The organism is Paenibacillus marchantiae (assembly GCF_028771845.1).
GTDB classification, from domain to species: Bacteria; Bacillota; Bacilli; order Paenibacillales; family Paenibacillaceae; genus Paenibacillus; species Paenibacillus marchantiae.
On record NZ_CP118270.1, the window covers coordinates 6,845,948 to 6,869,502 of the forward strand.

Annotated in this window: 28 protein-coding genes and 1 pseudogene; 2 read left to right on the forward strand and 27 right to left on the reverse strand. The window is 49.8% G+C overall.

What is annotated here, in order from left to right; translation table 11 throughout:
* Nucleotides 1-65: 65 nt before the first annotated feature.
* The 18 genes from PTQ21_RS30765 to PTQ21_RS30850 all read right to left on the reverse strand — a co-directional run bounded on the left by PTQ21_RS30765 (nucleotide 66) and on the right by PTQ21_RS30850 (nucleotide 13,936).
* A complete protein-coding gene (locus PTQ21_RS30765; RefSeq protein WP_274568373.1) occupies nucleotides 66-782 on the reverse strand; it encodes a glycosyltransferase in 717 nt (238 codons plus the stop codon).
* Entirely contained in the window at nucleotides 779-1,720 is a 942-nt protein-coding gene (locus tag PTQ21_RS30770; protein ID WP_274568374.1) for an NAD-dependent epimerase/dehydratase family protein, read from the reverse strand. The genes PTQ21_RS30765 and PTQ21_RS30770 overlap by 4 nt, the downstream gene beginning before the upstream one ends.
* Nucleotides 1,702-2,529: a dTDP-4-dehydrorhamnose reductase family protein gene (locus PTQ21_RS30775; RefSeq protein ID WP_072735441.1), complete on the reverse strand. Its 828-nt coding sequence runs from the start codon at nucleotides 2,527-2,529 to the stop codon at nucleotides 1,702-1,704. The genes PTQ21_RS30770 and PTQ21_RS30775 overlap by 19 nt, the downstream gene beginning before the upstream one ends.
* Entirely contained in the window at nucleotides 2,526-3,512 is a 987-nt protein-coding gene (locus PTQ21_RS30780; protein ID WP_072735442.1) for a polysaccharide biosynthesis protein, read from the reverse strand. Before PTQ21_RS30780 ends, PTQ21_RS30775 begins: the two co-directional genes overlap by 4 nt.
* Nucleotides 3,505-4,596, reverse strand: a complete 1,092-nt coding sequence (wecB, locus tag PTQ21_RS30785; protein WP_274568375.1) for a non-hydrolyzing UDP-N-acetylglucosamine 2-epimerase — start codon at nucleotides 4,594-4,596, stop codon at nucleotides 3,505-3,507. The genes PTQ21_RS30780 and wecB overlap by 8 nt, the downstream gene beginning before the upstream one ends.
* A 14-nt stretch (nucleotides 4,597-4,610) precedes the next feature.
* A complete protein-coding gene (locus PTQ21_RS30790) occupies nucleotides 4,611-6,212 on the reverse strand; it encodes a glycosyltransferase family 4 protein (protein ID WP_274568376.1) in 1,602 nt (533 codons plus the stop codon).
* Nucleotides 6,213-6,273: 61 nt separating this feature from the next.
* On the reverse strand, nucleotides 6,274-7,413 hold the full coding sequence (locus PTQ21_RS30795) for a CgeB family protein (protein ID WP_240321512.1): 1,140 nt from the start codon (nucleotides 7,411-7,413) through the stop codon (nucleotides 6,274-6,276).
* 63 nt (nucleotides 7,414-7,476) lie between these two features.
* Complete coding sequence (locus tag PTQ21_RS30800; RefSeq protein WP_063566667.1) at nucleotides 7,477-8,571, reverse strand: CgeB family protein; 1,095 nt, start codon at nucleotides 8,569-8,571, stop codon at nucleotides 7,477-7,479.
* A gap of 56 nt (nucleotides 8,572-8,627) precedes the next feature.
* On the reverse strand, nucleotides 8,628-8,807 hold the full coding sequence (locus PTQ21_RS30805) for a hypothetical protein (RefSeq protein WP_139295735.1): 180 nt from the start codon (nucleotides 8,805-8,807) through the stop codon (nucleotides 8,628-8,630).
* A gap of 21 nt (nucleotides 8,808-8,828) precedes the next feature.
* Complete coding sequence (locus tag PTQ21_RS30810; protein WP_063566666.1) at nucleotides 8,829-9,170, reverse strand: hypothetical protein; 342 nt, start codon at nucleotides 9,168-9,170, stop codon at nucleotides 8,829-8,831.
* Between the two features lies 1 nt (nucleotide 9,171).
* The gene (locus tag PTQ21_RS30815; protein WP_063566665.1) at nucleotides 9,172-9,471 is read right to left on the reverse strand and encodes a hypothetical protein; all 300 of its coding nucleotides are present in this window, start codon (nucleotides 9,469-9,471) and stop codon (nucleotides 9,172-9,174) included.
* Nucleotides 9,468-9,806 carry an alpha-helical endospore appendage domain-containing protein gene (locus tag PTQ21_RS30820; protein ID WP_063566731.1) on the reverse strand — a complete coding sequence of 113 codons (339 nt, stop codon included), beginning with the start codon at nucleotides 9,804-9,806 and terminating at the stop codon, nucleotides 9,468-9,470. The genes PTQ21_RS30815 and PTQ21_RS30820 overlap by 4 nt, the downstream gene beginning before the upstream one ends.
* A gap of 23 nt (nucleotides 9,807-9,829) precedes the next feature.
* Nucleotides 9,830-10,117 (reverse strand): hypothetical protein, encoded by a 288-nt coding sequence (locus PTQ21_RS30825; protein WP_063566664.1) that lies wholly within the window; start codon nucleotides 10,115-10,117, stop codon nucleotides 9,830-9,832.
* Between the two features lie 121 nt (nucleotides 10,118-10,238).
* Nucleotides 10,239-10,991 (reverse strand): amino acid ABC transporter ATP-binding protein, encoded by a 753-nt coding sequence (locus PTQ21_RS30830; RefSeq protein WP_064635771.1) that lies wholly within the window; start codon nucleotides 10,989-10,991, stop codon nucleotides 10,239-10,241.
* Nucleotides 10,988-11,698 (reverse strand): amino acid ABC transporter permease, encoded by a 711-nt coding sequence (locus tag PTQ21_RS30835; protein ID WP_063566662.1) that lies wholly within the window; start codon nucleotides 11,696-11,698, stop codon nucleotides 10,988-10,990. Before PTQ21_RS30835 ends, PTQ21_RS30830 begins: the two co-directional genes overlap by 4 nt.
* A 4-nt stretch (nucleotides 11,699-11,702) precedes the next feature.
* Nucleotides 11,703-12,446: an amino acid ABC transporter permease gene (locus PTQ21_RS30840; RefSeq protein ID WP_063566661.1), complete on the reverse strand. Its 744-nt coding sequence runs from the start codon at nucleotides 12,444-12,446 to the stop codon at nucleotides 11,703-11,705.
* 26 nt (nucleotides 12,447-12,472) lie between these two features.
* On the reverse strand, nucleotides 12,473-13,312 hold the full coding sequence (locus PTQ21_RS30845; protein ID WP_063566660.1) for a transporter substrate-binding domain-containing protein: 840 nt from the start codon (nucleotides 13,310-13,312) through the stop codon (nucleotides 12,473-12,475).
* A 294-nt stretch (nucleotides 13,313-13,606) separates the two neighbouring features.
* The gene (locus PTQ21_RS30850; RefSeq protein WP_063566659.1) at nucleotides 13,607-13,936 is read right to left on the reverse strand and encodes a hypothetical protein; all 330 of its coding nucleotides are present in this window, start codon (nucleotides 13,934-13,936) and stop codon (nucleotides 13,607-13,609) included.
* A 265-nt stretch (nucleotides 13,937-14,201) separates the two neighbouring features.
* On the opposite strand from PTQ21_RS30850, the gene PTQ21_RS30855 reads away from it, so the two are divergent.
* Entirely contained in the window at nucleotides 14,202-14,738 is a 537-nt protein-coding gene (locus tag PTQ21_RS30855; RefSeq protein WP_072735445.1) for a GNAT family N-acetyltransferase, read from the forward strand.
* Nucleotides 14,739-14,881: 143 nt separating this feature from the next.
* Here PTQ21_RS30855 and modB read toward each other — a convergent pair whose 3' ends face one another.
* The gene (gene modB, locus PTQ21_RS30860; RefSeq protein WP_170867947.1) at nucleotides 14,882-15,565 is read right to left on the reverse strand and encodes a molybdate ABC transporter permease subunit; all 684 of its coding nucleotides are present in this window, start codon (nucleotides 15,563-15,565) and stop codon (nucleotides 14,882-14,884) included.
* The gene (modA, locus tag PTQ21_RS30865) at nucleotides 15,562-16,434 is read right to left on the reverse strand and encodes a molybdate ABC transporter substrate-binding protein (RefSeq protein ID WP_274568380.1); all 873 of its coding nucleotides are present in this window, start codon (nucleotides 16,432-16,434) and stop codon (nucleotides 15,562-15,564) included. The genes modB and modA overlap by 4 nt, the downstream gene beginning before the upstream one ends.
* 262 nt (nucleotides 16,435-16,696) lie before the next feature.
* Between modA and PTQ21_RS30870 the strand changes: the two genes are divergently transcribed.
* Entirely contained in the window at nucleotides 16,697-17,755 is a 1,059-nt protein-coding gene (locus PTQ21_RS30870) for a helix-turn-helix transcriptional regulator (protein WP_274570592.1), read from the forward strand.
* 143 nt (nucleotides 17,756-17,898) lie between these two features.
* Here PTQ21_RS30870 and folE2 read toward each other — a convergent pair whose 3' ends face one another.
* The 7 genes and pseudogenes from folE2 to PTQ21_RS30905 all read right to left on the reverse strand — a co-directional run bounded on the left by folE2 (nucleotide 17,899) and on the right by PTQ21_RS30905 (nucleotide 23,551).
* Nucleotides 17,899-18,843, reverse strand: a complete 945-nt coding sequence (folE2, locus tag PTQ21_RS30875; RefSeq protein ID WP_176854757.1) for a GTP cyclohydrolase FolE2 — start codon at nucleotides 18,841-18,843, stop codon at nucleotides 17,899-17,901.
* A gap of 45 nt (nucleotides 18,844-18,888) precedes the next feature.
* Complete coding sequence (locus tag PTQ21_RS30880; RefSeq protein WP_090954638.1) at nucleotides 18,889-19,221, reverse strand: DUF3024 domain-containing protein; 333 nt, start codon at nucleotides 19,219-19,221, stop codon at nucleotides 18,889-18,891.
* 27 nt (nucleotides 19,222-19,248) lie between these two features.
* The gene (locus tag PTQ21_RS30885; protein ID WP_274568381.1) at nucleotides 19,249-20,019 is read right to left on the reverse strand and encodes a nucleoside recognition domain-containing protein; all 771 of its coding nucleotides are present in this window, start codon (nucleotides 20,017-20,019) and stop codon (nucleotides 19,249-19,251) included.
* Entirely contained in the window at nucleotides 20,001-20,918 is a 918-nt protein-coding gene (locus PTQ21_RS30890; RefSeq protein WP_274568382.1) for a GTPase, read from the reverse strand. The genes PTQ21_RS30885 and PTQ21_RS30890 overlap by 19 nt, the downstream gene beginning before the upstream one ends.
* Nucleotides 20,912-22,048 carry an NAD(P)/FAD-dependent oxidoreductase gene (locus PTQ21_RS30895; RefSeq protein ID WP_090954642.1) on the reverse strand — a complete coding sequence of 379 codons (1,137 nt, stop codon included), beginning with the start codon at nucleotides 22,046-22,048 and terminating at the stop codon, nucleotides 20,912-20,914. The genes PTQ21_RS30890 and PTQ21_RS30895 overlap by 7 nt, the downstream gene beginning before the upstream one ends.
* Nucleotides 22,049-22,053: 5 nt before the next feature.
* Nucleotides 22,054-22,323, reverse strand: coding sequence for a 30S ribosomal protein S14 (gene rpsN / locus PTQ21_RS30900; protein ID WP_063566651.1), 270 nt, complete (start codon nucleotides 22,321-22,323; stop codon nucleotides 22,054-22,056).
* A gap of 30 nt (nucleotides 22,324-22,353) precedes the next feature.
* A pseudogene (locus PTQ21_RS30905) lies at nucleotides 22,354-23,551 on the reverse strand (GTP-binding protein).
* Between the last annotated feature and the right edge of the window lie 4 nt (nucleotides 23,552-23,555).

Below are 23,555 nucleotides of genomic sequence, written 5' to 3' on the forward strand. Positions count from 1 at the left end.
TGCATATAAATAAAGAGGGCGTTATTCGGCCAGCTCACGGCCTCCATAACCCCCACCAAAGTTCTTTATCCTCCCATGGCAGCAATGCGCTGCAACAAAGGCTCCCGATATCTGGACCATACCATAGAGGCCTCTCGGCCGATGGCATCCGCGTGACGTACCGTCCCCATTCCCCCGTGCCGACGATATGCCGTAAGCGATTCATTCAGATATGGAAAACGATGGCCGTTCAGCAGAATACGCATCCATAGATCCAAATCATGCGTATAAGGCAATAGTTCATCGAACAGACCCACCCCACTAAACAGATCCCTGCGGATCATCACGGTACAGCCGTTCACCGGATTGCCGTTTACGAAGAGGCGCAGCCAATCCGGTTCGGCCATCGCTTGAGCTCCACCGTTCAGCTTGGTCACTGTAGAGTGCTCATTAATGTAATTAAAGTTGGTATGTGAGATGAGCGCATTCTCCCGTTGCATAAATTCAACCTGATGACGAATCTTATCTGGATATAAGAGGTCATCTGAACTCAGCCAGGCGATATAGTCCCCGGAAGCATGACGAATGCCGTGATTCAGAGCCGAAGCTGTACCACCGTTGCTTTTGCCAAGAACATAAATGTAGGGAAGATACGGCTGAAGCAGTTCTTCATTCTGGGTAGAGCCATCGTTGACGATAATGATCTCCACATCGGTATATGTCTGGTTCAGTGCACTCTGGATCGCTTGAGGTACATAAGGATCATTGTAAAACGGAATGACAATGGACACGCTCGGATTCATGTAGTCGCCCTCCCCTGCTGAGTACGAACATCGCTCAGAATGTCCTGAAGAGATTGGGTAAATGGAATCAGCGGCTGCCAGCCCAACTTGCGCAGTGCCGAGAACTCCTCCTGATCTCCCGCCCCGTCCGGCCCGGAAGAAGCTCCGTCCCAGCGTACCGGCACCTCCGCTTCGGTCATGGTTAGCAGCGTATCCGCAATCTCTCCGAGGCTGCGCTCCGTGCCCGATACAACCGGATATACGTTGCCCGTTGTGCCTTGAACAAGCAAGGTTGCATAGGCCTGGACTGCGTCCCGCACATCTAGAAAATCACGGGTATTATCCCGGCCGGATAGACGAAAGGCCTCCGTCTTACCTTCCTGTTCACAGGCAACAATATGACGTGCCAGCAGCGAACATATGCCCGTTGAAGGGCCTGCCCCGATCAGATTCCCCGGCTCGGCCAGCATAATCTGCTGTCCAAAAAGAGACATCCATGATAGAGATACCATTTCCTCTAATGCTTTGCTGAGACTATACGGGTGCGGAGGCTGCGGTGGCCGACCGGGTTCAGGAGTATACTTTAATCGGGAGCCCACAATAACGGTCCGTGCCGCCGGACAGCTTCTTAGTGCATCCAGCAAATAGAGAACAGCCATCACATTAGTCTCTAGCACCAGCAGCGGATTGGACCACGAATCGGGCACGGAATTTTTACCTGCAAGATGCAGCACATAATCCGGCTTCACCTCTTCAATCAGAAGGCGGACTTGCTGCTTATCGTTAAGATCACAGACATGTACAGCCACACCATCGCCAAACGAATGTATCCCTGCCCGCCTGACCACTGCTGCGACTGCCGTACCGGCTGCCTTGAAATAAGCAACCGCATGCCGTCCAGTGAAGCCAGAAGCACCCGTGATCAGTACCTTTTTGCCAGTTAGCTCTGCTCCATCCATAATGCCAGCTCCTTCAGCATCGTAGAATAATCCGGAAGGTCTGTCTTCACATCCTCACGTGTGGAAACTAACGTGCGGTCCTGCACAACGCTATCATCGGGTAAGATAACAACATCCTGTTTATCCCATATCTGCTTGAACAGCACAAGCAGGTCATGCTTGCTGACAGGCACCGGATGAGCCAGATGGATTAGACCACTGACCGGAGATGCCAGATAATGATCTACCCATTTGGCCAGTTCAAGGGTGGTCACCCCATTCCAGAAGACGCGTGTATATCCGCCAACCTCACCTGTGCAGGACATGAACCAATGCATCAGACCAATGCCGCCTTTCCGAATTTCGGGTCCTATAATGGACGTACGGATCGTCAGATGACCCGCATCCTGAACTTCACCCAGTGCTTTCGTGATTGCATAGGCAGATGTTCCATCGGTAACATCATCCTCCCGGTACGCCCCCCGGTCCCCACTAAACACACAATCTGTACTGATGTGGATCAGACGTGCACCGATCGTGTCAGCGATCCGCCGCAAACGATGCGGCAGAAATCCATTAATATGATAAGCGGTAATTTTGTCTTCATCTGCAAAACTGTTCAAAACACCCACCGCGTTAACGATGACATCCGGGTGCACCACCTCCACCAGACGGTCGACCATAAAGCAGTCATTTACATCCAACAGAAGACCATTAGGGTCCGATACATCTCGGGTCGTATAGAAGACGCTGTGGACGCCTTGACGGCGGAAATAGTCGACCATAATATGGCCGGCCATTCCGTTTCCCCCAAGTATCAACAACTTCATGACAGGAACCCTCCGCGTTGCAGAATGTCACGAATCTCCTGTTTGGTCATTAGCTGATGCTCGGAACTGAAGCTGCTGAAGGATACTGGAGGACAGTTCGTATAATGCTCCTTCAACCCCGGTATGCCGAGTGTAGGCAAGATCACCAAGTATTGCTCATCGTATACCACTGTGGTCATGCTCTCGAATTCACTCATCAGAATCTCGTGAATCTTCTCACCTGGCCGAGTACCACGCTCCACAATGGAGACATTCTCCACACCTGAATCCTCAATCAGAACTTCTGCCAGATCTACGATTTTGCACGTTGGCATCGTCATGACAAAAATCTCACCACCGACACTTTCCACCGAAGCTTTGAACAGCAAAGTAATCGCATCTTTCAGCGTGAGAAAAAATCGAGTCATTTTCATATCCGTGATGGAAACTTGACCTTTGGATCGAATCTGATTTTTGAATAAGTGCACGACACTGCCGTTCGTTCCAAGTACATTGCCACCACGTACGGTGACAAACCGCGTATTGCTGTGAAGCAGATTGGCATATACGATCAACTTCTCACCAATCGCTTTCGTCATGCCGTAGAAATTGGATGGATTGGCGGCCTTGTCGGTCGAGATGTAAATGACTTTTTCTACATTATTTTCAATCGCAGCTTCGATGACATTTTGTGTTCCGATCACATTGGTTTTGAGTGCTTCATAAGGTTGGTCTTCACACACCGGCACATGCTTGAGCGCTGCGAGATGAAATACATAATCCACATGTTGACATGCAACGGTTAAGGCATCCTTGTCTCGAATATCACCAATACGAAAATGAAGACGCGGGTCTTCGAATTCACGACTCATCGCCACTTGGCTGGACTCATTCCGGGAGTAAACGATAATCTCCTTGGGCTGCTGGGGCAGCAGTTGAGCCACAAGTTCATAACCCCATGATCCCGTACCGCCAGTCACGAGTATACGCTTATTTTCAAACATGCAATTTCCCTCCAAGCAGAAATTTGACCACTTTACTGGATACATCGGTTGCTTTGTAGCCTTGTGGACAATCCCAGTCGTTTGACATTTCGGTCATTACTTTCACACAGCCCGCAATACGCTCCGCATCCAGACCTGAGACCACGTTGCTGCCGCAATCCACCGTCTCCGGTCTTTCTGTCGTGCGACGCATGGTTACCGTTGGCACACCCATGATGCAGCACTCCTCCTGTACGGTACCACTATCCGTAAGTGCACAGCGAGCATGTCGCTCCAGCATCACGAAGTCGAAAAAACCGAATGGTTCGTGAAATTCCACCAGCGGGTGCATCTCCAGTTGCAGATGCTCGGCGATTCGAATAGCCGTTCGAGGGTGAATGCTGCATATGACTCGCATGGCATGTTCTTCAGCAACCTGGTTCAAACCTTTCATAATCTCCAGCAAATGAGGAGGGTGATCCACATTCTCCGCCCGGTGGGTCGTAACCAAAAAATATTGCCCGGACTTCAGCTTCAATTTCTTCAGTATTTTGCTGGAACTTACCTGTGCGTCGTAGTGACGCATCACTTCATAGATCGGGTTGCCTGTCAGCACAATTCGGCGACTAGGTACCCCTTCACTAATCAGATGTTTCTTACTCTGTTCGGTATACGGCATATTAATGGTGGAAATGGCGTCGATAACCCTGCGATTTTTCTCTTCGGGCACATCCAGGTCAAAGCATCGATTGCCTGCTTCCATATGAATGACGGGTATGCCCATCCGTTCAGCCAGAACAGCACATAATGCACTGTTCGTATCGCCGAGCAGCAGCACTTTATCCGGTTTCTCCTGATTTAATAAATCTTCCATTTGCGTAAACATCGAGGATAACTGTCGACCCAACGAGGCCGCTTCATCCTGAAGGACGTAGTCCGGCGCACGCAAGCCCATTTCCTTGAAGAAAAGACCGCTGAGACTTTCCGTGAAGTTCTGTCCCGTGTGTACCAGAATATGTTTGGACGCGTACTGGTCCAGCTTGGAAATGATCAGGCTGAGCCGTATAATTTCAGGTCGCGTACCCAGCACCGTCATGATCTTCATCGTAATCCCTGCCTTCATCGTCTATTGGATAATCTCCGGCGAACCCGGCTTCGTTTGGCTTTGCCAGGCGCACGTTTGCGAACAGTCGGTTGCACCACGCGCACACGTTGTTTCCTCTTTTTGCTTGCCTTCAGCTTCCTCCTGCCTGTTCCCATTCCTCGTTTCATTCGGTCACGGATCCTGCTGCGGTGGGTTGAATGCGGGTAACGACTTCGTCCTGATCTATGGCTTGAGCGAGGTTCTGTATCTTCATGAACAGGCTGACCTATGGCAAGCGGAGGCAAGGGCGAGAGTGGCAACGCCTGAATCACAGTCAATGGGAACAATCGTGCCCGAACCGAAGCCGGTTCCAGAATCAGCACGGTTCGCAAACGACCCTCACCCCATGCGTACACTGGACCATTCGGAGGCTGAATGTACGGAAACCATCCGGGAAAACGAATCAACCACTGTGTCACCATCGTATGCAGCTTTGCCCTGTAGGTTTCAATACCGTACAGCTTTTCCGCTTCTGTCCGATTACGCCAACCGGTGTCGGAGGCCAGTTCAGGATCATTCAGCAGAGTTGTTGCCAGAGTAGTAAGCGCCTGAGAATCCCCGGCCGGGGCCAAAAATGCACCGCTGCCTACCGATTCCAACAATTCCTTGAGTCCGCCCTGGGCAAAAGCGATAACCGGTTTGGCGAAATAAAGCCCCTCCAGCGCGGTCATGCCAAATCCTTCTTTGACCATGCTCGGAATGACCACCATGTCCATAGCCGTATAGGCTAGAGATACATTCTCTTCAAACGGCGTAAAGGTAAATCTGCGATAATAACCGGATTTTTTCACCCGTGATACACATTCGTCATAGTACTTTTTGTCCGCTGATGTACCAATAATCCAGAAACGGCAGCGCGGATGGGTTTCACACAATTGCAAAGCCATATCCACAAAAGGTTTCAGACCTTTGGCATCATATATGAAGGAAGAGATGTAACCGATACAGATCTGTGATGGCTTAAAACCAAGCTCTTTGCGTTTGCGTTCCCTCAAGTGAACCCATCGCTCCGGGTCCGGTAAGGCCGGGTCCCAGGTTGGGGAGATCACGGTTAATTTGGCACTCATGCCGGCTTGTTTGAATGGTGCTACTGCACTTTCGGATATGCCTATGATCCAATCGGAGTAACGCTCAATCATCTGTACAGCTTCGTTTGTATGTTCATTCAACGCAATAATCTCGGTAATCTTCCAGATCACCGGAATTTGCAGAGACTTCGCTGCTACGGCAGGCATCACATTGACACAGGTATTCGTTAACACCAGATCAGGTGCAGTCTCCCTGATGAGGGAGACCACGTCCTGATAAGCTGGTTTATGGCGAAGCTGTTCTGCATCCGTTGCAATCCCCCGGTAAGGTGTGTACACACCGTGAAGCATCGGCAGGAAGCATACTTTGACCTGGATATCGAATCTCCGTGCAAGTCCGGCAAGCTTTCCTTCCTGAGGAACCACGAGTACACAATCAAAGATGGAACCCATCTCCCTCATAAAATGAAGCAACAGCTTCTCCGCACCCGTAATGCTGCGGGTGTTGCACACATGGGAAAACAACATGAGTTTGGGTTTAGTCGCCATGGCCGCACGGACCCTGAATACGAATATGCAGGGTTCTGTGCACACCTCCTTCCGGACAAGATTAAGGGAATATAATGCTCAATATTTCGTTGATTCTTTTGCCATACGTGTGATCCTTCAATGTCCGTTCCAGCCCTCGAAGTGCAATTTCACGGCGCTCTTTCTCATGAGTGAGGTAGTATTCAACCTTATCGAGCAACTCCTGAGGGGAAGAGTAGGTCTCGATCTCCACACCCGGTTTATAGAAACGTGCCAGGTCATCCCGCGCATCGGTCAATTGAAGGGTCGTAGACGCCGCAATTTCAAATGTTCTCGGATTCGGGGAGGCTGGTGAAATTTTAACATGGTTGTTGTTAACGGAATCGTCTTCATGGGAGCGGTGAAGGTTGATGACAATTTTAGTGCCGTTATAGACATCATTCGTTTCCTGCGGACTCATCCAGCGACCCAGTTCGATCTTCTCACCGTAAGCAGCATAGTCTGGCAGGCGATCCCACCAGATGCCATTAAATACGGTATTGTGTGACATCAGCTGTGCCATGATCGGATTGAAGAAATACACCCGGTTCCAGTAGGCCGATCCGATAAAACTGACATCCCGGTGTAATGCAGATGGTGTGGTGATTGGGAAGTAATGATTAGTGAATGCAGCAAAGGGCAGGTAGTGAACGGAAGGGCAGCCGTTTTGTCGATACAACTCGACACAGTTCAGTTCCAATGTGAACACATGATCGAAATGCTGTACTGTCTCAAGCGTCATATCCGTATAGTACGGATCATCCGTGAGCCAAATTGCCGTCTGAATGCCTGCTTGGCGAATCGCATCGAGATGTTCCAGCGGAATATCCATACCATCCAGCACAAGCACCAGGTCAGGACGGGTTTGCAACGCAATTTCGGATACAGGCTGACGTGGATCGGAAAGAGTTACCTGGGCAACCATGCCCTGCAATGTTGCCATGATGGCTTCGTCCAGTGGGGAATATGGGAATCCTTTACCCGAAGATACATACAGCACGTGAAGCTGCCGGAAAGGCAATGGCTCCTGTGCACAATTGACGATATAGTTGGCACGGCCACGTAAATATCCTTCTTCCTTGCCCGCATCATATCCGGCATGTTGCCCGTTTTTGCGTGCTTGGTCAGCCAGACTGAGCACTGGTGCATGAGACTTTCTCGTTTTACGGTGTTTGAGAGACATACCGCCACTCCTTTTATTTTTGGGATAGGGTTTTCTAACGCTGTTGCCCTGCAGAAAGAGAATTTACACGTGCTCCAGCAGCTGAGCAATACGACGAGTGAACGTATGCTGGTTCAGTGTGGTAAGCAGCCCTCGCCAAGCCAGGGCTCGCCGTTCCTCTTCATGGTGCAGATAATATTTGATTTTGCGCTGAAGTTCAGCCGCGGTTGTAAAGGTCTCGATGTCATATCCAGGCCGGTAGTAACGTGGCAGATCATTGCGTGCATCCGTTATCTGCATCGTGCCACAGGCGCTGATCTCATACGTCCGCGGATTAATGGAATGGCCTTGGAGATGATGCGTATTGCGATTGTCTTCCCCATTCTCGCAAGTCCGGTGTACGTTAATCACGATTTTGGCGCCATTGTAATAATCCACTGTCGCTCCAGGATCAATCCAGCCTTCATGGATGAATCGGCCCAGGATGTCGGAGCGTTTCAGCCGGTTCCACTGGCTGCCGGCAATGAATACCTTTTTGTCCGCCAGAAAAGGAGCCAGCTCATCGAACAGTGCAATTCGGTTCCAGAATCCGGTGCCGATAAAACAAATGTCATACTGATGCTGCGGCGCCGTACGCCTTGGTTGAAACATTCCCGGGTTCACTGCCAGCGGCATATAGATCACCCGACCTGCTCCATGTGCAGTATAGAACGGCACGGCCGCTTCCTCATGCGTGAACACGACATCGTAATGCTGACAGATGGTTGTCGTATCTTCGGTAAAATACGGGTCATCCACAAACCATACTGCTGTTCGTATTCCAAGTCCCCTTATGCCATTCACCTGTTCCAGATGATCGGGAGGAAATACGTGTAGTCCATTCATGACCAGCACCAGATCGGGCATGTGCTGGCTGGCTTCCTGCAGCATGTTTGCCGGCGATCCGACAACACATTCACGAACAGATTGCTGCAAGGCTCCAATGACGCCTTCATCGATGGCATCGAATCCTTGCGGAATGTACAGCACTTTCATATTCCGCACGGTCGGCTCAAACATCTGCACTCGCTCCATCATGGCCTGACAGCCGCCAAATCTGCGGCCTTCTGCATATCCGCCACGGTAAGCTATCTCCGCTTCTGTAGGCGGCCGGTGTCGTCGTTTTGCCACATCCTTCACCCTGTCTTCCTTCAGGAGATTCCACTTTCAGATTCTCCCCGAGATTGGTGTTCCCTCTAAAGGATATGCCCCGGGGTCAGATGCATCATGGACGGGTGTCCTGCAAGGCGCAAAATTGGCGTCTGCCCTCCACAACCGCCTGCACGGGCATGTCCGCTTTTGCAGCGATACAAATAACCCGGAGGGATCCGTCCCCCCGGGCAATCGTCATACACTGGACATGCATCTATAGTCATCCGAAAATGTACCCTACTCTGTTATTGCGCTTTGTAAGCCAACTGATGTCCGTCCTCGAATCCCTTGGCGAAACCCGCGTTGAATCCCTCGTTGTACGCCTCGTTGTACCCCTGGCTGTACGCGCTGTCCGGGTTCGGATCGGTAGGGGTAGCCGGGACGACAGGTTGTGCGGGCTTCACACTCCGGTGCCGTCGTACCGCACGTTTCTTTTTTTTGAGCCACGCACTGCGTCCTTTGAGGGTACGTTTGTGAAGCACACGTTTGCCTTTTACCGCACGCAGTTTACGGATTTTACGCAGACGGGCCCCGCGAGCAAGCAAAGCTCTTTTGGTTCTCAGACGTATTTTTTTCTTCTTTAACATGTCAACATTCCTCCTGTATGTTCCGGACCATGCGTATCGCATATCCAGGGTCTTTGAGCCATGGCACACCAGGCTCCCCATGCTGGATTCGGGCCAGCCTTATCCCCGTAACCATCCGGGACATCTCCTCTTGATAACGGCTTAGCAAACGAATGTTCTCGGCCAGACTGCGGGCGGATACTTCCGAGTGGGCAGACACGCTGGCCACACTGTCCAGAATGCGGGCGAGCGCCTGCTGACTGTGTGCAATGGACTCAATGAGGGACAGTTTCGCTTCCTGCTCACGCCGCAACAGACTCATTTTCCGAGATCCCCCATATCCATGCCGCCAAACATGCCACCGTCCATGCCGCCTTCTTCACCATCGTTCTGCACCATGATGGCCTTCAGGTTGTTGCATAATCCGGTTTCCATTCGGGTCAATCCTTCTAGTATTTCCACCAGTTGATCATGCATTTTGAGTGGCTCTGCCACCTGATCGCTATGCGTCAGAAAAGACTCACCATTCAAATGATTTAACGCCCAGTTCCTTACCTTCTCGGCTTCAATCGCCTTGGCCTCCAAAATCAGGGCAATATTCCACTGCATCTTGGCTGCTGCATCCAGCATCAGTATGAGACTTTGTTCTCTGCTCATGTCCATTCACCCGCCTTCCGGGCTTATTCTTCCTCTTGACCCGCCATCTCCCGCATCACCTGAGTCAGCGTTTCGGCTACGGCTTCTTCCAAGTCTGCCAGGCCTCCCAAATAGGAGATGATGCTTTTGTTGATTTGTCCCGAGCTATCCAGCAGACCGTCAACGCCATCCAGCTCCGGTTCGATATCCGGCAAATGATTGATGATTTCAGACATGCGCACAGCGACTTGACGTTTGGCATCCAGTACACGTGCAACCTGCTGGTGAGAATGTGCAATATGTGTGAGTATTTCATCGATTTTGCTCTGCATGGTCCTCCTCCTTACCGTCACGGCCTGCTTCACCCATAGAAAAACCCGGCCTATCAGCATTTGCCTGCTACAGCATATGCCGGGCCGGGATCGTCAGTTACTCCAGCTTGCGCCTATATCGTCAGATGACATAACTCCAATCGGAAGAGTATCGACTGAGGAATTGGCGGGTACGTTCCTGTTTGGGCCGCACAAACACTTCCTCCGGTGTGCCTTCTTCCACTACGGAACCCCCATCCATGAATACAACTCGATTTGCCACCTCACGGGCAAAACCCATTTCATGGGTGACAACAATCATGGTGATGCCTTCCTGGGCAATCGATCGAATGACCGACAGCACCTCACCTACAAGTTCAGGATCAAGCGCCGAGGTTGGTTCATCGAACAGAATTACCTCTGGATTCAGTGCCAGCGCCCGAGCAATGCCTACCCGCTGCTGTTGTCCACCTGACAACATGCTGGGATACTCATTAATTTTGGCGGACAGGCCCACTTGTTCAAGTACACGCAAGGCTCGTTCACGAGCATCGGCTTTGGACATTTTCTGAGCGATGATTAATCCTTCAGTTACGTTATCCAGTACCGTTTTATGTTTGAACAGGTTATAGTGCTGGAACACCATCGCCGTTTTTCGCCGCAACTGCACAATGTCATGTTTGCGGGCATGCTTGCAGTCTACGGTTAATCCGCTGATCTGTACCTTGCCCTCATCGGCACGTTCAAGAAAATTCACACAGCGCAGCAATGTCGTTTTGCCGGACCCGCTCGGTCCAAGAATGGCAACAACATCCCCCTGCTCCACAGTCAGATCAATACCTTTCAACACTTCCTGCTGACCAAAAGATTTGTGTATATTCGTCAGTGATATCATGACACCCCTCCTTTGCTGTACACGGCAACTCTGCGTTCCAGCAAAGCTGTAATCCGTTCGACAATCACCGTCAGACCCCAATAGATCAATGCGGCAGCAATGAAAGCCTCCAGAAATTTCAGACTGACCGAAGCCACCACATCCGCTTTCCCGAGAATATCCATCTGTGATACGGTAAACGCGAGTGTTGATCCATGCAGGAAACCAACAAACATACTGCACAGATTCGGCAGAACCGCACCCACCGCCTGCGGTAAAATAATGCGTCTCATTGCCTGGGAGGTACTCATGCCCACGGCATGTGCAGCTTCCATCTGCCCAGTGTCCACTGCAAGAATACCGGAACGGATAATCTCGGACATATAAGATCCGGCAGTCAACGAGAAGGCGATGAGCACGAACACCAGAATGGGGATGGAGGAAGACTGAAAGGCCCAGCCGTACCGGGCAGCCAGTTTGTCGATGATCAACGGAATCCCGTAATAGATTAGAAACAAGTGCATCAGCATCGGTGTCCCCCGAAAAAACGAAACATAGAAATCAGCGATCCGGTAGACCCAGGGAACCTTATAGATTCGAATTAAAGCAGTAACCAGACCAATGCCAAAGCCTGCGATCAACGGTACAATCGTAATGACGAGTGTTAGTGGCAATGCCTTTAGAATCTGGAAAAAAGATGTGTAGATAAAGTTGAAATCAATAGACATTCGCTCACCCCGCTATTCGTTTCAGGCGTTCAGCTCTAACCACTGGCCCAGGGACTTCTTTCTTACGTTCGTGACGCTGGAGTCTGCGCTCTGCGATAGCAAACCCTTTTTCAAGGACAAGCACGATAACATAGTAAACAATCGACAGACTAATATACACTTCAAGTGCATGCGATGTAGCCGAGATCAGCGTTTGCCCCCTGCCCACCATGTCCATGACCCCAATCGAGAAAGCAAGTGACGTATCCTTTAACGAACCAATCAACGTATTCGCCATATTTGGAAAAGCAACGATGAGCGCCTGCGGAACCACAATTCGCCGAAACGACTGAAACGTGGTCAAGCCCGCCGCATATGCTGCTTCCGTCTGGCCCTTGTCCACACTGCGCACAGCTCCGCGAAAGATTTCGGCAAAGGACGCTGCATCACTTAACGCATAAGTCACGATGACAAATACCAGCGGATCGGTCCTGGACAGATCGACTCCTATAGGCTTGAGCAATTCAGGTAATCCGTAGTAGACCAGAAACAATTTGATGAGAATCGGTGTGCCCCGCATGAAAGAGACGTACAGGGTCGCGAGCTGGCTCAGCACCGGAATCCGGTATAACCTCGGGACCGCCAGAAGTACACCGCCCACCAAACCGAACACAATGGAACCGCCCAGTACAATCAGTGTAATATGCAAATATCGCAGCAGTTCAGGGACGAAATCCAGAACCAATGACAGATCGAATGATTTACCCATAACCGTCGCTCACCTTTCTCAACGAACTATTCCTCAACCGTGTAATCGGCTCCCAGCCACTCTGTGCTCAATTTGCTCAATGTTCCATCTTCCTTGATTGATTTGAGCGCTTCATCAATTTTTGTTTTGAGCTCTTCCTCATCCTTGTTCAGAATGAAATACACTTTGGAATTGGACAGAGCCTCTCCCACAGTCTTTAACTGTGCATCCACCACTTTATTTTGATAATCGATGGCAAACTGCGTGCTGATAGTTGCATCCACCCGGCCTGTTTTGATCTGAGTATTCGTATCTTCCCCTGCTCCGGAATACACAATGTCGATGGCATTTCCATTCGCTGCATTCCATTTCTCAGCCAGTACAGCCGCATTACTCGTAGCGCCAACAATCAGTTTTTTACCTTTCAGATCCTCGATGGATTTTACATCCTGGTTTTTCTCGCTTACAACGATTTTATTAGGGAAAATGTTATATGCCTCGTCATTAAAAAGGAACTTGGCCTGTCTCTCTTCATTCACTTCCATTTGGTGAGCGATCAGGTCTATTTTCTTCGTTTCAAGACTAAGCAGCAGGTTTTTAAATTCCATTGTACTGAACTCGAATTCATATTCAGGCAATCGTTTATCAATCTCGCGGATCAGTTCTACATCGTACCCCGTCAGCTTGCCATTCTCATCAATAAAGCAAACATTCGGGAATTGAGTACCTGTACCCACAATGATCTTCTTCACTTTATCTTGACCGGACGCAGATGCGGAATCCGATTCATTCGATGCATTGCCTGAACTGCAACCCGCCAGTACCACCAACATAGTAATGAACAGCAATGCTGTCCGGAATTTCTGAATCCCCCATTGATTAACCATTCCCGATCTCCTCCACAGGCTGTTATTTCAGCCAATATGATGTGTACTCCCATTCCTCATCTTTGATTTAACTAACCATTCACACTTGTATAGTCGGAATTAGGTTGAACAAAGAATAGCATCGTATGTCATACCTAGGCAATATATATGTTAATAGGACATCCTGATAACGTTATAGAACTTCTCTATGCTTCACCCGTTCCCTGATCCAAAAGTAAACCAAAAGAAGCGATCCCCCAACCAGGCTGGGGATCGCTTCTTCAATTGCAGATCATATTAAATTCAAATACGCATCTATCTGCGACTAGCCCATTTAATTTTACGAGCTACTTCTATACGCTGCAGTTGCAAGAGTCCGATTCGTTCTTCAAACTTCTTGCGTTCATCCGTTGAATGGGCCGCGTGAATCTGGTGGCAGAGACCTGTTAGTTTACTGTTGATATAATCAAATCTCATCCATAATTCTTCTTCAGGTGTGCGCTGCTCCGCTTCCGGCTGAAATATTTTGAGCTGGTGGATAAGGGACTGCTGCCATTCCTGATCCTCGATTTGGATGGCAAAATGCAAAAGATCCAGATAGTCGTCGATTTGCAACGATATACCGCAATCAGGTTTCGTATTCATTAGTCGTCTCTCCTTATTTCAGTTCTTGGCTGGAATCAGTTAGTTCTATTTTACAGGATAGAGCATGGTTTAGGCGAGTCCTGAAACGAGTAAAATTGGAAAAAGTTTTGTCATTTTTACATATAGAAGCTTTCGATGGGCTTATAGACAGATCTGATTCGAGAATTATATTCCAACCATGAATTTCATGATAAAATAACACCAAAATATTAAACCAACTTAACAGGTTGGAATAGTTAATTTTCATAGAAGGGATTGATCGACCATGACCGAACAATACCGATTGGCAACACTTGAAGATGCCGAACAATTGCAGGCTGTTACCGTTGATGCCTATGAAACGATTCGGGCCCTGAACATTCCTTTTCCAGCCGGACACGCTACACTGGAAGTTATACAGAATAATATTGTACAGCATGAATGCTATATTCTTGAAAAAGCCGGAGAAATCATTGCCACGGTTACCCTTGATCGAGCCGAAGATGTACAGCGGCAAGCCATCAGCCCCTATCCTTTCATCCGCTGGTTCGCGGTAAGTCCGGCCCATAAAAGCCAGGGCTATGGCTCTAAACTATTGGATTGGGTTGAGCAACATATCATTCTACAGAAGCTTGATGCTCCTGCCGTATTTCTGGCAACGGCGACCCGCCATCCCTGGCTTGCTCCCATGTATGAACGGAGGGGATATGAACCTTTTCATCACAAAACGGTACAGACACCTGAACGGCAGGAAGAGATTGTATTTATGGTCAAAACGCTCGACCCTTCCCGTTATGAGACGCCTTCTGTTCAAACAGGCTGAACAAATAGCGGCTTGGACGAACGTAAACATACATGATATACGATATACGCCGCCTGTGTAAATGAAAACCCGCTCCGAGGAAAGATTCCTTGAGCGGGTTTTTGAATGCTAATCCTTATCGCTTTCACTTTATATAGCCCGCATCATGCCTTCCCGTCGCGCGGCTGTCTGGTTAAGAGCAGCATGATAAACGAAATGATAATAATAGAGCCGGTCCACATCCAGGCCATCGTCTGATTGCCCGAATCCACAGCAACATAGATCGCAGTGGGTACGGTTTGCGTTTTGCCCGGAATATTACCTGCGATCATGAGTGTGGCCCCGAATTCCCCCAGTGCACGAGCGAAACCCAGGATGAACGCCGTCATCAACGCTCTCCCTGCAAGCGGAAGTGAGATATAACGAAATACCTGCCATTCATTCGCTCCGATGGAGCGGCCTGCATCTTCCAGATCCTTATCAATCCCGCTAAAGCCGGATTTCATCGTCTGATATACCAATGGGAAAGCCACCACCACCGAGGCAATCACGGCAGCCCACCAGGAGAAAATGACAGGTGCGGAAAAGATGGCTTCAATCCACTGTCCGAGCAGGCTCTTACGGCCCAGTAACACGAGTAAGATGAATCCGACCACGGTCGGCGGAAGCACAAGCGGAAGCATAAATGCCGTTTCTAGAAAAATTTTGCCACGGAACGAGGTACGCGACATCTTCCAGGCCACAGCGATGCCAAACACTGCTGCGATCACACTGGACAGCAACGCAACTTGAAGAGAAAGACGAACCGGTGGCCAGAATACCGCCCAGTCTATTGCGCTCACATTCATTTCGGAATGGAGAACCCGTATTTAGCAAATACATCAAGCACTTCAGGCGTTTGCAAATACGTGTAGAATTGTTCTGCTTCTGTCCGATGCTTCGTACCTTCAATAATCCCTACTGGATAATTGGCTGGTGTATAGCTGTTCTTGTCCACTTCAAAAGCAATTTTCACCTGATCAGAAGTGAGTGCATCCGTTTTGTACACAAACCCCGCATCCGCATTGCCTGTTTCTACATATTGCAGAACCTGTCTGACATCCTTGCCCTGTACAAGCTTACCTTCCAACTGATCCCACAGTTTGGCATTGGTCAGTGCTTCCTTCGCATAGGTTCCTGCAGGCACACTTTCCGGTATACCAATCGCTACGGTCTTGATAGAATCAGCCGTCAGATCCTTCTCGCTTGTTACGGTATCTGAACGATCCGCTGGAATGATGGCTACCAATGAATTTTGGAGCAAATTCGTCTGATCACCGGATGCAATCAGCTTCTCATCCACGAGCGCGTTCATATTTTTGGTCGCAGCCGATACAAAAACATCTGCTGGCGCGCCTTGTTCAATTTGCTGTTGTAATGCACCGGATGCACCAAAGTTGAAGTTAAGCTCCACATTGGGATTCGCGGCTTCAAAGTTCGTTTCAATTTCCTTCATGGCATCCGTGAGACTGGCTGCCGCTGAGATCGTTAGCTCCACCTTTTCCTGAGGATCTGTTGCCCCAGCCGTTGAACTCTCACCTGATGTCGCTGGTGTTGTACCCGTTTGTTCCATTGCTGTGGATGTATCTTTACTGTCTGTGCTTGCACCACAACCGGCCAATACGAGAGCCAGTCCAAGTGACATACTCCCCAACACATATCCAATACTCTTTTTCATCTACTTCTCCCCCGATGTTATGTTTAGTTATAACTAGATATAATTAATTATATTTCATTATACATAAGATCATTGAAATAGGAAGGTAGTCTTTGACGTGTCTGTTGATGGGCAAGCCATCGATAGCTGAATTGTGGTGGGCGAGTTTATCCTCTCTGGCTGTTAATGGTATAGTACAAGAGACCCCAGCGTTTATCCGGGATGATAAGCGTTGATGAACGAAACGTTATATGATCTGTACCTTGAAGGAGGATCTTCACTGATGACGGAGGAGCAATCCTATACCACCGAAGAAATATCCAAGCTACTCAAAATATCCAAACTGACGGTCTACGATCTGATTAAAAAGGGAGACCTCGTCGCTTATCGCGTCGGCAAACAAATGCGTGTTGACGCCACCGATCTGGAGGCTTATAAACAGCGCTCCAAGCAGCTTCAATCGCCAGCGCACCGGGCCGCTGTGGATTCAGTTCACCCCACTGAATCTCATTTCGGGACGGGAAGTGATCCGACCAATCATGTCGTTCATTCCGCTGCAAATGCTTCGCCTCTATCCAGAGGGACATTCGCAGCCTTTACCTCCATGACGGGCAATCCTTCGCCAGCCCATTCGGCCCGTCATCTGGTCATTACAGGACAGGATGTCAGCCTCGATATTCTCATGCGATATATGGAAAAGCACACACGGGATATTCGTCCACTGCGTTCGTTCATGGGCAGTCTCGATGGCTTGATCTCCATGTACAGTGGGGAATCCGATCTGGTCAGTACCCATCTGCTGGATGGAGATACAGGAGAATATAATCTGCCCTACATTCGCAAAATCCTGATTGGCTGGTCATATGTCGTCGTGAATCTGCTAACACGGCCTGCCGGGCTGTATGTGCAACGAGGTAACCCGCGGGGCTTGCAAAACTGGACAGATCTGAAGCAGCCTGAGCTGCGATTGGCTAACCGGGAGAAAGGGTCGGGTGCACGTGTATTACTGGATGAACAATTGCGTCTGCATGGTATCCCTGCTTCCCAGCTGATTGGGTATGACGTGGAAGAAACCAGTCACATGGGTGTAGTTGCCAAGGTCAGTTCCGGCGAAGCCGATGTAGGGATCGGCAGCGAGAAGGCTGCACGACTTGTCGGTCAGGTTGATTTTATTCCACTTGTTCAGGAACGTTACGATCTGGTCATGCTGAAGAAACAAGGGAACGAAGCGTGGATAGAATCAGTACTGCGCATTCTGCAATCACCGGAATTCAGGCAGGAACTGCAATCATTTGATGGGTATGATGTATCCCGAACGGGTGAAATTTTGTATGAAGTCTAGTGCAATGGCACTTGGATTGCTCATAGGATCGCTAAAAAAAACAGAAGAACCGCCGCTGAAGCTCTGACGGTGGTTCTTCTGTTTTCTCTTCATATTGTAAAGTGATATAAAATAAAATGAATTCCTTATCCCTCACACTATCGTTATCTCGACTTGTCATATACGATACGAGCTACGGCATCATGTTGATGAATGGACTCTTCATTTTTGCAGTCTACCTTAAATTTATTGACCCAGTGCTTCTCATACAGATCTGCCGCCACCAGCCTGACGATATCTTCCACAAATCGCGGGTTCTCATATGCACGTTCCGTGACCCGTTTCTCATCAGGCCTTTTGAGTATGGGGTAAAGACAGCTACTTGCATTGGATTCCGCCACATTCAACAGCTCTTCCTTCCAATAGCCCGGCAGCGCTTCTCCCGGGTTGGCTTGTACCTGGATACGCAATAACCCCCGCTGGTTGTGCGCGCTATATTCGCTGATCTCCTTTGAACATGGGCATAACGTCGTGACCTGTATATGTAAACCTGTTCTCAGAACAGGAGATTTTCCAGCTTCCCAGATGACATGAACCGTAGCCAAAGAATGATTTAGTCCAGACAAACCGGTTACGGGGGCGGTTCGTTCGTAGAACCAGGGATAGGTCACTTTCAGCTCTGCCTTCGCCTGATTCATCTGTTCGGCCATCTGCTGCGTCAGCGCAACGAGATCCGGAATCCGGTCACTTAACCCTTCACCGCGACTGTGCTGAAGCTGCTCCATCAAGCGGCTCATGTTAATGCCTTTCGATTCGCGATCCAGCGAAGTCGTCAGCCGGAACGTTCCGATGCTGGACAATCGAACGGGATCTTTGGCCGAAATGACATCCAAAGGATACTTCACCTGATCAATACCGACTTGCTGCAGCTCAAATAGAAAATCATTTTTGCTATTCTGCAAATCTTGCATCTCTTCTTTCCGTACAGGCTTACCTCCCTGTATCGGATCAACGGAGCCGAATAACCGCAAGCGCTCAGTTTTATCCGGCATGATAAAAGAATCGTTCACTACTCGGCTAATCCTGTTATTCTGTTGTACCTTTTGCATTGCAAACCCTCCCTCCAGCACATATTTGCGTTAAAAACCGCGCATTCAGCGCCAGAACAGACCCGCTTCGTCCCGCTCAACCTGCTCTAGCAGATCTTCAAAATCAGGACAAGGCTCAATAACGTCTACCACATTCCAGCTACTGTGTCCGTCTTTGGCATATACCTTCCACTGATTCTCTTCCCAGTAAAATCGGGCAATATGCAGTTTGTCCCACTGATATCGTTCTTCAGCAGGCCTTTCCTCGGTCAAAATCAGTTCATTGTCATTCATCTCATACGTTAATTTCACCATGGTGCGCAGTGGTGCCGGGACCTTCTCATGGATATAACCGTTCATCACCGATTGAATTCTTCGAATGGTAAACAAGTCCAACATGGAGATCACACCCTTTCATCAACATCGTTATGCAATCCAGTTCCATAGCCATACCAGTATAAATGCACTGCCCAGTGACGTTACGAGCTGTTTGCCTGCCAGTTGCATGGCAAAGACTGCTCCCAACTCCTTGCGAATGGTCCACATCGTCACCAGACATGCCGTTAACGTGGAAGCCAGGTACACAAGAATAAACAGCTGCCCGCCGCTCAAGTCTTCAACGAAGGAACCCTGATCCTGATTCAGCACCAACAATCCGTCTTTTCGCAAAATGGAAAACAGAATGCCGCCTGCGGCATCGCCCGGCAGATGAAAGATCGCAAGTACCGGCGTCAACGCGCCAGTCAGGGCAGACAATATCCTCGTCTGCTCCAGCAACGTAGCCACCACACAAATACCGATGAAAATAGGCATCGCCTGCACGAGAAACTGCTTCATGACAGACCGAACGCGCCAGCTAACAGAGCGCCATGATGGCTTTTGCAGAAAGGTCCGGTTAGCATGTAACGGGAGCGTGTCATCCAGCCGATTTCGATTCCACAGACGTGTATGAATTGCACCCGCAAGTACCAGTACAAGCATATAAGGAAAGAACAGCCACGGCTTGCCGCCGGAACTGAATATGGATAGAGAAGCTCCTATCTGGTAGCTGCAAGCAGAACCGAAGGAAATCATTGAAACACAGGCCTTTCGTGTACAGGAGCTGCAGGTACGGCTCTGGAACACAGCCACGACATTGCACCCAAAACCACTGAGGACCGGAATCAGATCCTTGCCGTTCATGCCGATTTTGCGCATCCACCCATCCAGCGAGTCGGTAATCCATCTTTCAGTCCGCTCTCCTCCGTCGCCGCCACACTGAACCCAATCAGGAATACGACCGGAAAGGCCCATATAAACGAATACAAGCCCAGACTAATCATGCCGTAATCTCCAAGCATTATCGCCTGCAGCGGGCTCCATAATCCCGCAGTCATGCGATGGAGCGGTTCAAGAATCCAGGCATCTGCGAGCGGTTGTATCCAGCCGGAGAACAGATAGGCCACATACACCGGTGCTGCAAATAATAATACCAGTGCAGCCAAAGCCACAAAACGTCCCCAAACCGTATGCTCAAACATCGTTGTCTGCGGTTCGTCCACAGGCGATTCAGGAGGTGATGCGAGCTCCGGATGCCTCTTCATTGGTCTGGCGGCAACAATCGCCCGGCATATCAGGTCTTGGGTGTTTCCATCCATTTCCCTTGTATTGAGCGGCAGAACGGAAATGCCCAGACCTTTACGATAATAGTTAACCTGAGCCGATAATCCCGGACCACATTTGTCGGCAAACGTAAGCACCAATACAGCATTTTTTCCTGTGACATCCAGCATACCGAGCAGTAAAGGCAGTTCCTGCACCACATCCGTGCCGCGGATGACCAAGATTACTGTGTCACCAGCTGCGAGCTGATTTAACGTCAGCATGGTCGTAACACTGTCATCCTTCATCCGGATTCCAGGTGTATCGAGTAGTTCAAGCTGGTGCTCAAGCAACTCCGCCCTGCGGACGGTCACCGTGGAGCCCCGAACATTGGATTCCTCGCCTCTATCTCTGCCCGTAAGTCCCCGAAACAGAGCCGATTTGCCCGCGGATTCGAAGCCAACCAGCACCACTTTACGAAGTTCTTCGGGTTGCTCCACAACCGAATTCAGCATGTGCAGTCTTCACCGCAGCAGGACAGATCATCAAGAAACATGCCTTCATTGCGATAGGTTTCCAGCGGAGCCAGATCCAGCCCGAGCCTCTCACCCATGGCCTGAGCCACAACCGCAAAGCGCTGTCTGAATTTATAAATGAAGCAAAATTGGAGTTGACCATGCATGACCTGTGGTCCAGTAATGAACAGTCCGGGGGCAATCGTCGATTCATCCGCCGCTCCCAATTGCAGCTGACCTTCCTTGTTGCGCTCGACGAGATTCTCAATCAGGTGCAAACTGCTGCGGAACCCGGTCGCCAGAATAGGAGCCTGACCCGTCTTAAGCAATCGGGACTCTCCGGAATCGTTCTCGCAATAGAGAACATAACCGCCCGGTTCATCCGGTTCAATCCACTTGACCTCATAACCTTGCATCATGTGTATTCGCATATCCATCATCGCCGCGCGCAGGCGATCCTTCGTATAGGGGCTTAGTTCCACACTTGGATCACTGCTGCCCTTGGCGAGTCCTCGTCCATTACGGTCGATTACCGTTACGTTTTTCCCCAGTTTACTCAGGTGAATAGCTGCATCCACACCGCTCTCATAGCCACCAACGATGACACATTCTTCTCCCTGAACCGCCGTCCAGCTGGAAAATAAACTGCTGTGCACACCATACTCAGCCCCAGGAAACCGGTCCAGTCTCGGATATTGAAATTCACCTGCTGCCCAGATGACATAGCGTGTCCACAGTTGTCCATTGGATGTCACGACCCTGAAGCCTTTCTCCTCCGGAATAACCTCCGAAACATCTACTCCCGTTTGCACAGGCAATTTCTTGAACTGGCTCACCACCTGCAAATACTTCGCATACTCCAACCCTGTCGGGTGTTCTGTTCCCAGTGTGTACGCTGGAGACGTATTCAAAGCCACGGCGTTCAGATCCATCATGCCGTAGGCATTGCTTGTGAACGAAGGGGTGATCAGACGCATTTCCTCCGGCCACGCCAGAAAAGTTGCCCCCACCTCACTGCGTTCCAGCACAGTAAAACGAGGCATTCCCAGATCCTGCAGGACAGAGGCCATGCCGATCCCCGCTGGCCCCCCTCCAACAATTACACAATCATAATCAAATGGATCATGCATGTGTCTTACCAGCTTGACTTCGTGACGCCCGGAATTTGCCCTTGATGAGCCAGCTCACGGAACACAATCCGCGATACCTTGAACTTGCGCAAATATCCTCTCGGACGGCCTGTCAGTTCACAGCGATTTTTCAATCGGGTTGGGGAAGCATTGCGCGGCAGTTTCTGCAGCGCTTCATAATCCCCTTTTTCTTTCAGTTCCCGGCGCAGCTCCGCATATTTGGCTACGGTTGCCTGACGTTGTTTTTCACGTACCACTTTTGATTTTTTAGCCATGGTTTACAGCTCCTTTTATAAATTTATTTTTTATACGACTTCAACTGGCCAAGGCAGAGGATTGTCGAAATGCCCCCAATCGGCCTGCATTTCTTCATCACTGAGCAGACATTGGTCAAGTTCGTCTTCAATGATGACGCGCTCCATTTCAATCCCGATCATGACCAGCTCGGTCTGACGGTCTCCCCCACTGCGCATCCCACTTCTCCAGCACATCTGGCTCCGCACGCAAAATTTCTTCCTTATTAGCTTCCGGCAATGCCGCAACCCAATGTCCGGCAGGGCCAAACTGAATCGACGATCCCGCCTGACTCAGACTTGCAGCAACATCCCCTTTAGCCGCGAGCCAGACCAGCCCTTTGGCACGCACCACTTCTTCCGGCCAGTAGCTCATGAATTCAGCCAGACGAGAAGGATGGAATGGTTTTCGACGACGATACACGAAGGAGCCAATACCGTATTCCTCGGTCTCCGGTGTATGGGATTCCTTCTCCAGCTCCTGAATCCACCCGGCGGACATGCTTGCTTTCTCGAAGTCGAAGAGACCTGTACTCAAAATTTCAGACGGGTTGACCTGTCCGTTCACAGTCCGAATGATTTTGGCCTTAGGCTGAAGCTTGCGGATGACACCTTCAAGCTTGTTCAGCTCCACGTCATCGACCAGATCACATTTGTTCAGCAACAGGACATCACAAGTCTCTATCTGATCAATCAGCAGGTCCACAACATCGCGGGTATCTTCCTCACCTGTGGCCTGGTTCCGATCCAGCAGACTCTGCCCTGAGGCAAAATCATGCCAGAATCGATGGGCATCCACGACGGTTACCAGACAATCCAGCTTCGCCAGACTTGTCAGATCAATACCTGACTCCTCGTCTGCATATGTAAAGGTCTGTGCTACCGGCACAGGTTCACTGATGCCTGTGGATTCAATCAGGATATAATCAAACCTGCCTTCGTTCACCAGCGTCTCAATCTCCTGCATCAGATCATCCCGCAAGGTGCAGCAGATGCAGCCATTGGACAGCTCCACCAGCTTTTCTTCGGTGCGCGACAACGTCGCCTCACCCTTCACCAGAGCGGCATCGATGTTGACCTCACTCATGTCATTAACGATGACGGCGACCTTGAGCCCCTGCCGATTGTGCAGTACGTGATTAAGAACGGTTGTTTTACCTGAACCGAGGTAACCGCTAAGAACAGTTACCGGAACCTGCTTTTGTGTCATGTGT